This window comes from Pseudoalteromonas amylolytica (assembly GCF_001854605.1).
GTDB lineage: Bacteria > Pseudomonadota > Gammaproteobacteria > Enterobacterales > Alteromonadaceae > Pseudoalteromonas > Pseudoalteromonas amylolytica.
This window is the reverse complement of sequence record NZ_MKJU01000022.1, coordinates 275,730-291,547: the sequence shown is the minus strand read 5'-3', so window position 1 is coordinate 291,547 and position 15,818 is coordinate 275,730. Positions and strand designations below refer to the sequence as shown.

General features: G+C 43.7%; 11 protein-coding genes. 5 read left to right on the top strand and 6 right to left on the bottom strand.

Annotated features, from left to right (window positions below; all coding sequences use genetic code 11):
- The first annotated feature begins 146 nt into the window (after positions 1–146).
- Positions 147–1,298, top strand: a complete 1,152-nt coding sequence (gene metK, locus BET10_RS05765) for a methionine adenosyltransferase (RefSeq protein ID WP_070984064.1) — start codon at positions 147–149, stop codon at positions 1,296–1,298.
- A gap of 53 nt (positions 1,299–1,351) precedes the next feature.
- On the opposite strand, the gene BET10_RS05760 is transcribed toward metK, so the two are convergent.
- Positions 1,352–2,332 carry an AraC family transcriptional regulator gene (locus BET10_RS05760; RefSeq protein WP_070983974.1) on the bottom strand — a complete coding sequence of 327 codons (981 nt, stop codon included), beginning with the start codon at positions 2,330–2,332 and terminating at the stop codon, positions 1,352–1,354.
- A 457-nt stretch (positions 2,333–2,789) separates the two neighbouring features.
- Between BET10_RS05760 and BET10_RS05750 the strand changes: the two genes are divergently transcribed.
- Positions 2,790–3,605 (top strand): sterol desaturase family protein, encoded by an 816-nt coding sequence (locus BET10_RS05750; RefSeq protein WP_070983972.1) that lies wholly within the window; start codon positions 2,790–2,792, stop codon positions 3,603–3,605.
- A 47-nt stretch (positions 3,606–3,652) separates the two neighbouring features.
- On the opposite strand, the gene BET10_RS05745 is transcribed toward BET10_RS05750, so the two are convergent.
- The 4 genes from BET10_RS05745 to BET10_RS05730 form a co-directional block, all read right to left on the bottom strand.
- Positions 3,653–5,470, bottom strand: a complete 1,818-nt coding sequence (locus tag BET10_RS05745) for an FAD-binding oxidoreductase (protein ID WP_070983971.1) — start codon at positions 5,468–5,470, stop codon at positions 3,653–3,655.
- Between the two features lie 307 nt (positions 5,471–5,777).
- Positions 5,778–6,704, bottom strand: a complete 927-nt coding sequence (locus BET10_RS05740) for a DMT family transporter (protein WP_070983970.1) — start codon at positions 6,702–6,704, stop codon at positions 5,778–5,780.
- Positions 6,705–6,809: 105 nt separating this feature from the next.
- Positions 6,810–7,472, bottom strand: coding sequence for an START domain-containing protein (locus BET10_RS05735; RefSeq protein WP_070983969.1), 663 nt, complete (start codon positions 7,470–7,472; stop codon positions 6,810–6,812).
- A 6-nt stretch (positions 7,473–7,478) separates the two neighbouring features.
- Positions 7,479–8,999, bottom strand: a complete 1,521-nt coding sequence (locus tag BET10_RS05730) for a CYTH and CHAD domain-containing protein (RefSeq protein ID WP_070983968.1) — start codon at positions 8,997–8,999, stop codon at positions 7,479–7,481.
- 165 nt (positions 9,000–9,164) lie between these two features.
- On the opposite strand from BET10_RS05730, the gene BET10_RS05725 reads away from it, so the two are divergent.
- Positions 9,165–9,806 carry a TIGR04211 family SH3 domain-containing protein gene (locus BET10_RS05725; protein ID WP_237125483.1) on the top strand — a complete coding sequence of 214 codons (642 nt, stop codon included), beginning with the start codon at positions 9,165–9,167 and terminating at the stop codon, positions 9,804–9,806.
- A gap of 39 nt (positions 9,807–9,845) precedes the next feature.
- Here BET10_RS05725 and BET10_RS05720 read toward each other — a convergent pair whose 3' ends face one another.
- Positions 9,846–10,331 (bottom strand): winged helix-turn-helix transcriptional regulator, encoded by a 486-nt coding sequence (locus tag BET10_RS05720; RefSeq protein ID WP_070983967.1) that lies wholly within the window; start codon positions 10,329–10,331, stop codon positions 9,846–9,848.
- A 287-nt stretch (positions 10,332–10,618) separates the two neighbouring features.
- On the opposite strand from BET10_RS05720, the gene putA reads away from it, so the two are divergent.
- Both putA and BET10_RS05710 read left to right on the top strand, forming a co-directional pair.
- The gene (gene putA, locus BET10_RS05715; RefSeq protein WP_070983966.1) at positions 10,619–14,422 is read left to right on the top strand and encodes a bifunctional proline dehydrogenase/L-glutamate gamma-semialdehyde dehydrogenase PutA; all 3,804 of its coding nucleotides are present in this window, start codon (positions 10,619–10,621) and stop codon (positions 14,420–14,422) included.
- Positions 14,423–14,596: 174 nt separating this feature from the next.
- Positions 14,597–15,817, top strand: a complete 1,221-nt coding sequence (locus BET10_RS05710) for a cyclic di-GMP phosphodiesterase (RefSeq protein WP_083330449.1) — start codon at positions 14,597–14,599, stop codon at positions 15,815–15,817.
- The last annotated feature ends 1 nt before the right edge of the window (position 15,818 follow it).

The following is a 15,818-nucleotide window of genomic DNA, read 5'->3' as shown; positions in this document are numbered from 1 at the left end:
GGGCCTTACAAGGTATTTTTATGAATTTGGACGTCTAGGCGTAAAAAAACTAGGCATGTGCTCAAAATTTCGTTAAAATACCCGCCTTATTTTTTCGCGCTTATCCATGTTGTTTGTGAAGCGCAATGTTTATGAGCATAAATGAAATGGCAAAACACTTATTTACTTCTGAATCAGTTTCTGAAGGTCATCCGGATAAAATCGCCGATCAAATTTCTGATGCGGTACTTGATGCAATCTTAGAACAAGATCCAAAAGCACGTGTTGCGTGTGAAACTTACGTTAAAACCGGTATGGTTATGGTTGGCGGTGAAGTTACTACAAGCGCTTGGGTAGACATCGAAGAACTAACACGTAAAACTGTTCGTGAAATCGGTTATACACACTCAGACATGGGCTTTGATGCTGATTCATGTGCTATTTTAAATACCATTGGTAAGCAATCACCTGATATTAACCAAGGTGTTGACCGTGCCCGTCCTGAAGAGCAAGGCGCTGGTGACCAAGGTCTAATGTTCGGTTACGCATGTAACGAAACTGATGTGTTGATGCCTGCCCCTATCACATATTCACACCGTTTAGTGCAACGCCAAGCTGAAGTTCGTAAAAGTGGTGAACTTAGCTGGTTGCGCCCAGATGCAAAGTCACAGGTTACTTTTGCATACGAAAACGGTAAAGCTGTAGGCATTGACGCGGTTGTACTTTCAACACAACACTGTGACACTATCTCACAAAGCGATTTAGTTGAAGCAGTCATGGAAACTATCATCAAACCAGTACTTCCAGCTGAGCTTGTGACGCAAGCGACAAAGTTCTTCATTAATCCAACAGGTCGTTTCGTGATCGGTGGGCCTATGGGTGACTGTGGTTTAACTGGTCGTAAGATCATCGTTGACACGTACGGTGGTATGGCTCGTCACGGTGGTGGAGCTTTCTCTGGTAAAGATCCTTCGAAAGTCGATCGTTCAGCGGCATATGCTGCACGTTATGTTGCTAAAAACATCGTTGCTGCTGGCCTTGCTGATAAGTGTGAAATTCAAGTTTCTTATGCTATAGGTGTTGCAGAGCCAACATCTATCAGCGTTGAAACATTTGGTACTGGTAAACTTGAAGAAGCACGTTTGATCGAGATTATTCGTGATCACTTCGACCTACGCCCATACGGAATTCTAACGATGCTAGATCTAGAGCGTCCAATTTATCAGCCCACTGCGGCATACGGTCACTTCGGCCGTGATGAATTCCCTTGGGAAAAAACTGACAAAGCTGAGGCACTAAAAGCAGCAGCGGGTCTTTAAGTTTCAAGCATACGTTAAAAAAGGTGCCTAATGGCACCTTTTTTATTGCGCGTTTATCTCATATTTTGTTGTTTTTGGGCCACATATTCACTTGGTGATTGACCGTACCAACGCCGCACAGCGCGATTTAGAGAGGCTTGTTCGGCATAACCCAACAGCTCGCTCAAAGCTTGTTTGTTTAATACCTCACAGAACAAAGTAAATCTGCGTTTTCGTTCTTGCTCCACCAGCTTACTGAAACTCAATCCATGCAACCTTAAATGCCGCTGCAACGTTCTTGCTGATGTGCCTGTCATATGTGCTAACTGCGACACCGACATGAGCTGTAAGTCACAGCTATGTAATGTCGGCTGCAACTTCGCAAGCCAGCTTTGACCACTATTATAAGCTCGTTGCAAATCCTGAATCAGCGGATACAAGTTAGCATTAACTAGTTCATTTTTAGTTAGAATAGGTAAATTTAAAAACTCGCTGTCGAAGGTAATTGCATTACGGATAGCCTTGTCGCTCACCTTGCAGCCAAACCAAGATACTAAACGCTGTAATTGTGTATCTGTACAGTGGCTGGTGAGTTCAACATGATGAGGAGACAGAGCTTTTCCGGTGATCTTGCGTACCATCGCCACCCAACCGGTCATGTTTCGCAAAATCGCATGGCGATTGTTTTCATAAGGTTGCCATACAATACAGCCGTGACTGTTTGCTTGACTAAATTGACACACACCAATATCTGCCACTGTTTTATCAAACATCAGCAACGCATCTAATGCTTCAAATAGCGTAGACGAAGACTCAACTAAATATCCCAGCAAACCATAATGTGCGCTATCGACTCGTTTACCCAGCTCAAAGCCCCATAGGGGATCACCGTGCTGCACAGCCCCTTTATCCAGGGCTGTAAAATATTGCCACATGGGAATTCGGCTTTGTTCCAACACTTGTGCTGGTAGGTATTCAGCAATGACTTGGCAGTATTGCCGACAAACATCAAACATAGTGGCGCAAAATGACAAAAATAAAATAATTAAGGTCAAGTATGCCGCCTATTTCCAAGTTACGCTAGTACAAGGATTTCATAATAATGCCAGAAGGTTATGAGACTGCTCGATATATTTATTACCTTACCTTTGGATAGCCAGCTCACTTTATCCCAGTTTTGTGACTCAAAAACCTTAGCCAAAATTTTTAACGGTACATTTCAAGCCTTGCCTAGTATTAACCAGCAAACAAGGCGGCAGGTAACAATGCGGGGTCACTCCTTCGTTGAAGTTATCACACATTCAAGTGCACAGCGTCTGTGCTATCAAATTGAAGGCCATGGACCCATTAAACATCACCTAGGCGTGATTTCATTAACCAAAATGAATACCCATCTGAGGCTCAGATATCAGATATTTGGGCTCAGCAATACACTGCTGCCCAATTGGTTACTGAAATTGATACTACTTTATGACTTCAAAGCAGCAATGCGCCGCTTAAGGAAACTCAATCATGCAAGCTGAGTATATCCTTCTGGCACTTGGTCCTGTGTTTGCGATGGCAATCTTATTGGAATATCACAAAGCACAAGCCGGTTATACGTTCAAAGAGCTTATATTAAATGCGAGCTTGGCTTTGTCGCATCAGGCAACAGATCTACTCTCTCTCACCTTACTCATGCCATTTTTTCATTGGCTTTACCAACACGGAGCCATCTTTACATTTGAGCTCAACGGTTACACCATACTTGCAGCGTTTATCTTACAAGACTTTTTATACTATTGGTTTCACCGAGCAAGCCACCACTGTAACTGGCTATGGGCAGCTCACGTTGTACACCATAGCTCTATCAACATGAATTTCTCGACCGCAATGCGACAAAGCCTTTTTTATCCCATGGTGGGTATGTGGCTATTTTGGTTGCCTTTGATTTTGCTAGGCTATTCACCCGAACTGGTCATGACCATCGTCGCACTCAACCTCGCTTATCAATTTTTTGTACATACAGAACATGCACCAGAGCTGAAGTGGTTTGGAAAAATTTTTAACACTCCCACTCACCATTGCTTACACCATGCCCATAACGCCTGTTATGTAGATAAGAATTTTGCTGGCGTATTAATCATCTGGGATAAGTTGTTTGGTACATTCGTCCAACCCGAGTCCTCACACCCTCCTAAATACGGCGTTACCGACCGGTTATACAGCCTTTCATTTGTAGATGTGGTTTTCACGCCTTGGCTGGTACTCATACGAAATATGCAAAATCAACCGCGACTAAGGGATAAATTAAACCTATTAGTAAGTAGTCCCAGAAAACTTGGCTAGGGCCCAGTGAAATTGCCATTCCGTGAGAACCCTAGCTGTGCTACTAATTAAATGATGGTTTTTCTGGTTCGCAGATGATTGTAGTCATCCTTGATATATGACTTTTTAATCTCTACCAATCGCTCGTAGTTTTGTTGAAAGTAAACCGGTGTTGGAATGGACGCATCCTTAAAGCTGATAAACGCGCCATATGCACCATCTATTTCAGTGCTTCGGCTCGCTGCTATCCAATCCATCGCTCGGTTCGTGTCTACATAAACCGCATTATTTTGAAGTTCTAGCTTGTCTTTTACACTTTCGTTCCACCAAGTTTGATATTGAATGGTATACAAGCAATCACGGTACGGAAATGATACACCAAGCGCTTTACTCTCTTCTTTGAGGTTGTTGTAGAAGTCCCCCACTATCGCGCCCAAAGTCACATAGCTAAACAACCCAACGGAAGGGTTATCGGCTTGAAGAAGTGGAGATGTTAAAGACATCAGCAGCTGTTGATATCCCTTCTCACTGAGCCCTTTATGCTCAACCAGCTTAGAGGTGATTTTGTGCGGAGCGGGCGCGTCATAATCCGGTGTAAACGCTTGCTTATGCTGTTGTAAATCTTGATGTAAAGGCACATCTTGATCTGCAAGGCTCTCTCTTGCCCAGTTACTAAGTAACGTATGGTCATAACTATACACAGGTGTACTACTGGCCTTTGCTTTTCCTTTGGGCTTCACTTTGCCACCTACCTTAGTGCATGTGATCTTTGGCTTAGCAACATTACTCTTAGTAGGCCCAAATGCCTGATCAATAAAATCTCGCATAGCCTGCTCTGTTCCCTGCCAATAACCATACATAGTGCATGGATGGTGCAATTCATCATATGGCAGCGCTGAGTTTTCAGCGTCTTTTGCAATTGCGTTGATCTTCAAGTTTGTGCCCAACAGATCAGGTGTATCAGTCGCCTCAATGACCTCTTCCCACGCTTTGAGTATTTCTAGCGTCGGCTTTTGACATAAAGGTGTATAGCGGCCTTTTTTAGGCTTTGACAATGCATTCCAAACAACTTCAAAGCGATGTATTTCATCAGGTAATTCGAATGTTTTTACTTGTAACTCAGTGACAATTCCCCAGCTCATTCCACCACCACCACGCAGCGCCCAGAGAATATCTGGTTCACAGCTTTCGCTCACCTTCACCACTTCACCATTGCCGAGCACCACAGTCGCAGCCACTAAGTACTCACAGCACATGCCATATTTGCGTGTCCATGGACCCCAGCCACCGCCTTGAATGTAACCCGTTAAACCAACCGTAGCACACGTGCCATGGGCTATCATACGCCCACAATCAACCAGCTTGCGTGTTAATTGATAAAACCGATACCCTGCACCGATTGTTGCCACTTCCGTAGAAGGGTCGTAGCTGAAGTGTTTGATGCGACTCACATCAATTAATATGGTATTGCTGCCACTGCACTCCCCTTCGTGATCATGACCACCGGCTCGCACTCTGATGGGCAAATTATATTTTATCGCTAACTTATAGATAAATTGCACTTCAAGCGTCGACTCACACAATGCGATTGCAAAAGGGTGCTGTTGAAAGCGCGTATTGAAGATCATGGCTTCAGTTTGATAATCGTTCAACCCAGCAACATCACTCAAGCCATTAAGTAACTGAGTTAGCAGGCGTGACTGACTAAAGCCACCTTCAATGGCGGCTTGATAGAACAACTTAAAGCTATTCACCGTCTCAGCGTATACAGCTTGTACTTCACGCCGCTGGTTATGTGGGTCTGGTGTGTCTTGTGAGGCTCTTTGGGTAAGGTGTTCCGTTAACCCAACAACAACGTCTTGTATCCGTGATTGTTCACTATGCATGTTTATGTATCCTTATACTTATAGCTAAGATCAGCACTTAAGTATTATGGATTTTCAGAAGATGTCCTATTACAAAACATTACATCAAACACAACCTTAATAACCTCAGGTTTTAAGCCCACCGAATAACTAACCTGAACTCGGGATAATAGATATGAGAAAAGCAATTAAATCAATGCACTGTGTGAAAAAGGCATACAATACTGTATTTTTTGTGTAGTTCAAGGCGAGTTCGTGTATGTAATAGCGAATTCAACGCAGAAATATGCAAAAAGCACAGTGCTGTATCATGTAGCTTATCCTGAGTTCAGGCTAACTTGTTACCACGCTTACTGTTGATGAGGTAAACAGCCATAAGAGCGAGTATTGCGCCTACTAACACTGGTAGCGAGAGTGGCTCAGAAAAGTACCAGGCCGATAGCCCCATTGCCGACGCGGGAACCACAAAAATAAATGAACTAGAGCGATTAGAACCCAATTGCTGATTTGCTAAAAAAAACACACTGGTTGCGACACTCACAACAATCACAGACAAAAACAACATATGCTGCCAATAAAAAGTCGAGTACTGAGTCACACTACGAAGCGGAGAATAGTCAAATGCAAAACCATAGCTTACGAGCGTGGCACTGGCATACATCAACGTACTAAACAGTAAAAAATCCGCAAAACGAGTACCTTGCTGGCTCACCAAGGTTAGAATAGCCCAAGTAAACGAGGCCATAATAAAATAGGCATTACCTGTGGCGATAAGCTGCTGGTAGTTGAACTGCCAAATTTCAATCATACACAACCCACCAGTAAGACCCAGCGCTAAACCGAGCGCCTGTAGCTTTTTGATGGTTTGCTTAAACACTAAAATGGTCAACAAAAAGGTCAATACCGGATTGGTAGTGGTAACCAGCATGCCTCCTTTGCCCGGCAAACCATCATGTAACCCTAAAAAGAACAATTGGTTGTACAGCGCTAAGATAATGCCTGCTGGAACTGACCACAGTAATGCTTTACGTGAGAACCTTAAGCGTACTAACTTAAAATGATTCACCAACCAAAGGATGGGGATCATACCCAACGTTGCCATGCCTAGCCGATAAAAGACTGTTACGGGGGCAGGTGCAAGGTCAGCAATATATTTACCAGAGATCCAGCTGGCACCCCATATCAACATTGCCGTTACTAGCATCAAAATGATGGGAGAATCTGAGGGACGTTCCGCCTGAATTGATGTGTTCATACTGCTCCTTATAGGTGAAAAGCGCACGCTTTTTAACAATGTGTTGTACAGACTAATCTGCGTTAAGAAAACGTTTTTTATTATCTATTCCATTAAAGGTTATCGTTATTGCACCTTGAGCTCGTTAAATGCCTCACAATTGCCCGCAACAAAAGCACTGGGTGATGACTGGTACTTTGCATCTGATATCAACTCTCTTAACGCAATAAAGCTACTGCGAATATTTTTTAACGCGGTTTTGTTGACCAACCAATTTGGTATTGCACCATTTGGGTCAGCATAAACTTGGTGCTCTATATTAAGTCCTTGCTCGGTTTGCGTCAGCAACCAATAGCCACGCACGGGTTCAACCCGTATCGCTTTGCTTTTTGGAACCTCGAGTGAGCTATTAACAATATCTAATCGGAACCGAGTATCGCTCAGTTGCGATAAACACGAATGCGTGACCATATCTCGATTACTAACGGGCCAGGGAGAATCAAAATAGGTATACACGATAGCTTCTGCGGAATTTGGCCGCGCTAACACCTCGACGTAGGATACACTGCTTAGCCACTGTGGTGCCGATTCTGTGTCATTCATGACATTGAGTAATGAATCAACACTGCCCCCCGCATAAAAGGCATTCACTTTTACATAGTTAATGCCGCTTTCATGAGGCATAAAAGCGATGCTTAAATCATTAACTTTTTGCCAAGTACGCCATTGTGTGGCTGAGCAAGAGAAAGTGCTCATTGCAATTGTCACGATTACAATGAGCTTTAACATTTCAAATTAGCGCCAGTATGGAAAGCTTTTAAAAGACACGCTGCGACTTTGCTCCATCGCATCCACCAAGAAGTCAGCCTTTTTCTCAAGCCAAACTTGAATATCTTCCAGACTTTCTGACTCCTGCCCTTGGCATAATTGCATCAAATACGACAAGGTGTCCAACTCGTAAATACCATATACGATGTCAATCCACGGCGTTCTAAACTCTTGTCTCGCCTCTTTGTCGTACAATTCACCCAAACAGTTACCATTGAGTAATGTATTCTCTAATCGGGCTCGAAGGTGCAAGTAATCGGCTTTGGTCAGTACCTTTCCTTCAGGAAGCAAGTCATGCAATTCCTGCCAATCTCGGTCAAATAATTCTCTAGCTACATCGCTTAGTGGCATTTGAGCCCCATTGAGCGCTGTTTGATCCCAGTTTTGACGCCACCCTTTGTCCAACAACCAACGCGTCAAAGATAAAATCAAACGGTTATAGCGGGCACAATGAAATAAATCTTCGATGTCTGTGGCAGTCGGCTGAACTTCTTTCAGGTCATCTATGACCTGAGCCAACTCAGGGGCATTACTGATTTTCTTGTAATAAGCATGGCGCTTGGAGGTATAGGTTTTCAGGTGAATGGCATTTTCAACCCACTCAAGCTCACTGAGAAGCCATTTGAGTTCACTGCGCAAGTGCTCTGTCGACGACTTATCGACGATAGCACTGAACAATCTAAAGCTGTGACGAATTAAGGTAATGCCATCAATCACGCGCTTAAGCGTTTTTAGGCTCGGCTTATCGAAGTAGCACTGTTCATGTTTTTGCACAAACTGAATGCAATAATTAATGGTGGCAATAAATGCCTGCTCTTGCGTCGTACCATGTTCTAAAGGCACAAAACCAATGAACTTGTTGGGCTTAAGTGGATTATTATCTGCCAAACGATAGCCCCGAGCCGCTTTTGAATACAACCCCAAGCGCATCCCAGATAAATTAATCAAATGATCTGCCAATAAAAACAGATCATTGCGCTGCCCTTCTACCAACTCAATTTCGAGTTCTGAAATCGCTTCTACTTGACCTTGAGCAACGATTTCACCTTTGTCCAAAACGACTTCTATCTTGCTACCTTGCTCTGTCTCTATGAGCCAAGTGCGACGGATGAAATTAGTACTGAAGATCGGGAATAAATTTTCATTAATAACATCTACTTGCATACCATGTGGCCAAATACCCACATCGAATGCAAGCAAGTTAGGACGGCCAGAGTCTAGCGGTAGATTATATTCTGGGCGCTGGTGCAACCCTCCCACAACTTCTCCCGCCAACTTGATGGTTTGCTCACATTCTTCATCACAACAGCGTGTACGTAAGCCAATATCTAAGGCGCGTAGCTCTCGGCTAGGTGTGTCGAAATATGCATTTTGAAGGTTCTTTGCGGGTTTATTAACAACAGTTTTCGCAAACTGCATGATGAGTCCTGGGATCAGAGGAACTTCATTGTCTGAAAGTAAAAACTTCAGTTCTATTTCAGTGTCCATTTGGGCAAGTTAATACCTATATAGTTATTGAACGCTCAAAATATACAATGATAGGCTTGTTTGCAAACTTTTTACCGCAAGTTCAGTGAAGTTTCATCGCCGACTTGCTATTAACGAGTTAAATCCATACTATTTCTACAAACTATCAAAAACTTGGGTCTACCTATGTTAAACAGAATTGTTTTACCAACGCTGCTGGTATTATGCTCACATTTGGCTATCGCAGAAGTCGCAGAGACAGATGAAACACGCTCAACGGTCGAAGAGACAACGACAACTGCACCTATCCAAGCCGGTGATGCCGCCTACATTGTCGATAACTTGTTTATTTATATACATTCAGGCCCAGGGAAAAACTACCGAATTCTAGGTTCAGTAGACGCGGGTACGGCTATTTCAGTTATTTCTAATGAACAGAACGACTTTGTGCAAATTGTCGATGACAAAGGCCGTGAAGCTTGGGTTGAATCAAAGTTTGTATCTAGAGAGCCGGGATTAAGCCAACAGCTAACCCAAGCTAAAGAAGCTTTGGAAAATAGCCAAAGCGAAATTAATTCTTTACGCGATGAATTACCGACCCTACAGCAGGCCAATAACGATTTAAGAGCTGAAAACCAACGCCTTCAGCAAAGCATTACCGAGTTACAAACAGCGTTGACGCAAGAGAAGCAAGCTAATATCAACAAAAAGCAAAAAGCGCAGCATTTACTGCTGTCATACGGAGCCGCCATCGCACTGGTGGGTTTACTGTTTGGCGTTATACTCACGTTATTGCTGTCACGTCGCAAACGTTACGATGGCTGGTAATAGCCACATAAAAAAGGTCGCTGATTGCGACCTTTTTTATTACAAGTTCAGCACCTCTACACCCATATCAGATTTGATATGTTCTATCACCATATAAGTGTGATTGGTGCCAACACCCGGAATTTCGACAATTTGACCTAGTACTTCACGATACTGACGCATATCCTGTACACGAATTTTCAACAAATAATCAAACCCGCCCGCCACCATATCGCAAGAAACCACATTAGGTAGATCTGCAATGTGCTGTTTAAACGTATCAAACACAGATTCTGTGGAACTTTTTAACGTGATCTCAACGTGAGCCACCAGATGTTGCCCCAGCTTCATCGGGTTCAATCTTGCGGTATAACCCTCTATATATCCCTCTGACTCAAGTTTTTTCACTCTGTCCAGACATGGACTGGGGCTTAAATTAACCGCTTTGGCTAAATTTACGTTCGATATTCGGCCATTTTTCTGTAAGACATCTAAAATAGCTAAATCAATGCGATCAAGTACGCGAGTTTTGATTGAAGTAGTCATTCAGCATTTTATTCTGTGAGAGTTAATAATCTCCCGCTAATTTACCGTAATCGGAAAAAATAAGACAGCATATACTGCTGTATTTTGGATAGAATGGCCGCGAAAACTGATATACAACACAATGCGTGATGGCGATATTTTAAACACTGAAATCATTATGATATGGTGCACTCAACACACTGCATTAAATTTGTCGTAATTAAAAAGGCCATGGGCCTGCTGCACTACACCAAGGGTGCAGGCGCTAATTACATGTATTTTTGACTCTACACTATTGAGGGTTGCTTATGCTTTATAACGGCGATTTGACAACTAGCTGTCCTATCCGACAAAAAATCCGTGACTTCTACCGTATTGATGAAAATGAAGTTATCGATCATATTTTGCCACTTGCTGAGGTAGGCGTTACAGCTCGAAGCCGAGCATGGGAGCGTGCACGTCAACTGGTTTTAAACATTCGTAAAGACCAAGACGGCCAAAATGGCGTTGATGCGCTATTGAACGAGTTCTCACTTTCTACCGAAGAAGGTGTGGTACTGATGTGCTTGGCGGAAGCGTTATTACGAGTGCCAGACAAGGAAACTCAAGATAACCTGATCCGCGATAAGTTAGCCAAAGGTGACTGGAGTTCTCATTTAGGTAGCAGTGATTCTTTATTCGTAAATGCCTCAAGCTGGGGCCTGTTAGTTACTGGTAAAATGGTTAACTACACAGATAAGAACAAAGAACAACAGTTCGGCGTATTGAAAAAAACCATTGGCCGCTTAGGCGAGCCTGTGATCCGCAAGTCTGTAAACTTTGCGATGAAGATCATGGGTAAGCAGTTCGTAATGGGTCAAGATATTGATGAAGCTATCGAACGTGCTGCTGAAAAAGAGCAAAAAGGCTACGTATATTCATACGATATGCTAGGTGAAGGCGCGCGTACAATGGCTGATGCCGATCGTTACTTCAAAAGCTACATGAACGCCATCCATGCAATTGGTAAAGCAGCAAATGGCCGAGGCCCAATTAAAAGCCCTGGTATCTCAGTTAAGCTATCTGCGATTCATCCTCGTTACGAGTTTAGTCACCGTGAGCGTGTGATGAGCGAAATCGTGCCAAAACTCAAAGAACTGGCATTGGCTGCAAAACAGTATGATATTGGTTTTACCGTTGATGCTGAAGAAGCAGACCGTCTAGATATTTCTCTGGATATCATTGAAGCCGTATTTTCTAACGATGAGCTAGGCGATTGGCAAGGGTTTGGTCTGGCAGTTCAAGCATATCAAAAGCGCGCTATTTTCGTTGTTGAATGGTTAGCGGATCTTGCTCGTCGAGTAGGCCGTCGTTTAATGGTACGTCTAGTTAAAGGCGCATACTGGGATACCGAAATCAAAACCACGCAACAAGATGGTTTAAACCATTTCCCTGTGTTTACTCGTAAAGCAACTACGGATGTATCGTACAAAGCATGTGCCATTAAACTACTTGAAGCACGTGATGTGCTCTTCCCGCAGTTTGCAACACATAACGCCTACACCGCAGCAACGATATTAGAGGTTGCTAAGGGCGATAATCAAGGCTTTGAATTCCAGCGTCTGCACGGTATGGGTGAGTCTTTATTCGATCAGATCGTTGAAAATGAAAAAATTCAGTGTCGTGTCTATGCGCCAGTTGGTCAACACGAAGACTTGCTAGCCTACCTCGTACGTCGATTACTAGAAAATGGCGCGAACTCGTCATTCGTCAATGCCATTGTTGATACCTCTAAACCAGTTGAATCACTACTGCCAGATCCTGTTGAAACGCTGCAAGGTCTTCGTAATAAGTTCAATAAGCAGATCAAGCTACCAATCGAGTTATATGGTGACGAGCGACCTAACTCAAAAGGCTTGGACTTGACTGATATCAATGTGCTTACGCCATTCAAAGAAAACCTTGATACTTGGTTCAACGAGCACCTTATCGACGAAAGCACAGTAAAAGAAGGTTACTTAGCAGTTCGCAACCCAGCCAACCACAAAGAAGTGGTCGGTCAGGTACGCGTACACCAAAGTGATGACATGAGAGCGATGGTGGAAAATGCCGACAAAGCATTTGCAGATTGGTCACAAACACCAGTAAAAGAGCGTGCAGATTTATTACGTCGCGTCGCTGACATTCTGGAGCGTCACCACGATGAGCTGGTTGCTATCTGTATCAAAGAAGCAGGTAAAGTAGCACAAGATAGTATCGATGAAGTACGTGAAGCCGTTGATTTCTGTCGCTACTACGCAGCTCGCGCGGAAGAGCTGGCGCAAGATGAACGTTTTGAAGCACGTGGTGTGATCTTGTGTATCAGCCCTTGGAACTTCCCACTGGCTATCTTCTTAGGTCAGGTTGCAGCTGCAATCGTCACTGGTAACACCGTAATTGCCAAGCCAGCTGAGCAAACTAGCTATGTCGCACTACGTTGTATCGAGCTAATGCACACGGTAGGTTTACCTGAGCATGTAGTGCAACCTGTTGTTGCGCGTGGTAGCGAAGTTGGTAAGCATATCCTACCCGATGAGCGTATTCAGGCGGTGATGTTCACCGGTTCCACTGAGACGGGTACATTAATTTCGCAAATTCTTGCTGAACGTAATGATATTCAAGTGCCTTTGATTGCTGAAACGGGCGGTCAGAACTGTATGATAGTGGACTCAACGGCACTGCCTGAGCAAGTAGTTGATGATGTGATTTCATCAGGTTTCCAAAGTACGGGCCAACGTTGTTCTGCACTGCGCGTATTGTTCATACAAGATGATGTGGCCGATGGCATTATTACGATGTTAAAAGGTGCACTGCAAGAACTACATGTTGGCGACCCGTCTTTACTGTCGACTGACGTAGGTCCGGTAATCGATGAAAAAGCGCTGAATACCCTAACAGCACACGTTGAATACTTAAAGAGCAACGGTAAATTGTTGTTTGAATCTAAGATCCCAGATAACAGTGAAAATGGTGCTTACTTCTTTGCACCACGTTTATACGAAATTGCTGATTTATCCGTGCTTAAGCGTGAAGTATTTGGTCCAATCGTTCATATCGTACGCTACAAAGCAAACGATTTAGACAAGGTCATTGACCAGATCAACAACACAGGTTACGGCTTAACCATGGGCGTTCACTCTCGTATTGAAGAGCGTTGCCAGTATTTAGCTAAAATGTCTCGAGCGGGCAACGTTTATGTGAATCGTAACATGATCGGTGCCATTGTTGGTGTGCAACCGTTCGGTGGCCGTGGTTTATCAGGTACAGGCCCTAAAGCTGGTGGTCCTAACTACTTGTATCGTTTGGTGAAAGAGAAAGCCTCACCAGAGAACGTGCAAATGACCAACTTGACATCTGATGAGCTTGAGACCCATGACTTCCCAGGGGCTTCTGAGCAAGTTGACTTACTGATGGGTAACTCGCTGCGTGATGAGAAGATTTGGCGCAACACCGCACTAAATGACCGCGTATCCGCTGTTCGTCAGTTGCTTGCTAAGATAGCAACGGTTGAGATTATCGATGAGTTGGCTGACGACTTAGCAAAAACGCTTGCTGATGCTCGTGCGCAGTTGAATAGACTCGAAAAACGTATGCGTACATTTACAACATTGCCGGGTCCAACGGGTGAATCAAATACCCTACACCTTGAGCCACGCGGCTGTGTGGTATGTTATGCGGATAAGAGTACCTCGTTTAACTTCTGGGCGATTTCTATTATCACAGCACTTGCTGCGGGTAACACAGTAATTACCGTGGCATCAGAGCTGTTCTACGAAGAAGCACAAGCATTTAGAGACAAGTTTATCTCGACAGGTATTGCCGAAGGGGTATTCCAAGTTGCTAAGCCAAACCAGTTACAGGCTATTTTGGCACACCCACATCTTTCAGGTGCGGTCGTTGCAGCTCGCTCTTCGCGTTTAGGTTACTTCAGTCAGCAACTCGCTGCACGCTCAGGTGCGATTCTGCCTGTGATCAGTGCTGAGTACTATGACACGCTAATCAATCGCCTTGTTACTGAAAAGACAATCAGTATTGATACCACTGCTTCTGGTGGTAATACCTCACTGATGACCTTGGTTGAAGACGAAGAATAAATCTCTTATCAACAATGAAAAAGCCAGCACGTATGCTGGCTTTTTTTTCCCTTCGCGATACTGTGACTTAGTAGCTCTCTTTCCTAAAATCTCATCATAATTTGTTCTTATTTGGCTTTTATTTGAAGGATTCTTTGCTAACCTTAAATTACCTGTCACTTGTAAGATAAAACCGTGAAAACTATAGATATCAGTGAGTTAAAACCAGGGATGTTCGTAGTTGGCGTAACCAAGCAGACTGGTCATGTAAAAGTTAAGAACCAAGGCTGGGTGAAAACACAAGATGGTATCCAACACCTACTCAAGTCGGGTGTGATGGCAGTAGAAATAGACCCCGATAAGACACTCAGCGCAAGCCAAGAAGCAAGCTCTCAAGCTGAAGAGTCTGTAAGTGGTGAGCCTGAACAAGTGTTAGCTCCTCAAAAGGCCCGTGATCCTTGGCATAAATCTACCTCAATAGAGAGTGAGCTGGATAAAGCAAATGAGCTATACCAGCAGGCTAAGGCCCTACAGCAAAAAACTTTCTCTGATTTAAAAGAAGGCAAACAGCTAGATTTATCACCGTTTCAGGATACAGCAAGTGGTTTGATTGATTCGGTATTTAGAAACCAAGATGCACTGGCATGTATTGCACAAATTAAAGAAAAAGACGCGTATCTGTTAGAGCACTCCATTAATGTGGCGATTTTAGTCAGTATTTTGGCCAAGCATCTTTCATTTGAGAGAGACATTATTGAACAAGTCACTACGGGGGCATTGCTACATGACATCGGGAAAATTCAGGTGCCAGATGAGATTCTACATAAACCAGGTGCACTGAGCCCTGATGAATATGAACAGATGAAACTACATGCCCACTATAGTTATGAGATTGTTTCCGGTGCCAAGTTGGGTAAAATCGCAACTGAAATTGCAGGATTTCATCACGAGCGCTTAGATGGCAGCGGCTACCCATTTGCAAAAGCAGCCGACGAGCTTTCTCAGTATGCACGTATGGTCGCAATCGTCGACAGCTATGATGCCATCACCGCGGATCGCGTTTATAAAACGGGTAAAACTCCCGTCGCCGCATTTAAAATCTTGCGCGAGCATGTTCCCCACCACTATGATGAATCGCTTTTCAATGCTTTTATTCAGTGTATTGGCGTATTTCCTGTGGGCACGTTGGTTAAGTTAAAGAGTCAACGCGTTGGAATCATTAGCCAAAGTAACCCGGAGACACCGCTACAACCTGTGGTGAAGGTTTTTTATCACGCCAAGAACATGCACTATACTGAGGTGCGAGATATAGACCTATCCAGTAAACGGGTTGAAGATGAGATTGAAGCTGCTATTAAACCTGAGGAGTTCAGCCTCAATCTAATGAAGTTCTTTAAACATTCAATGCTGCCATAAC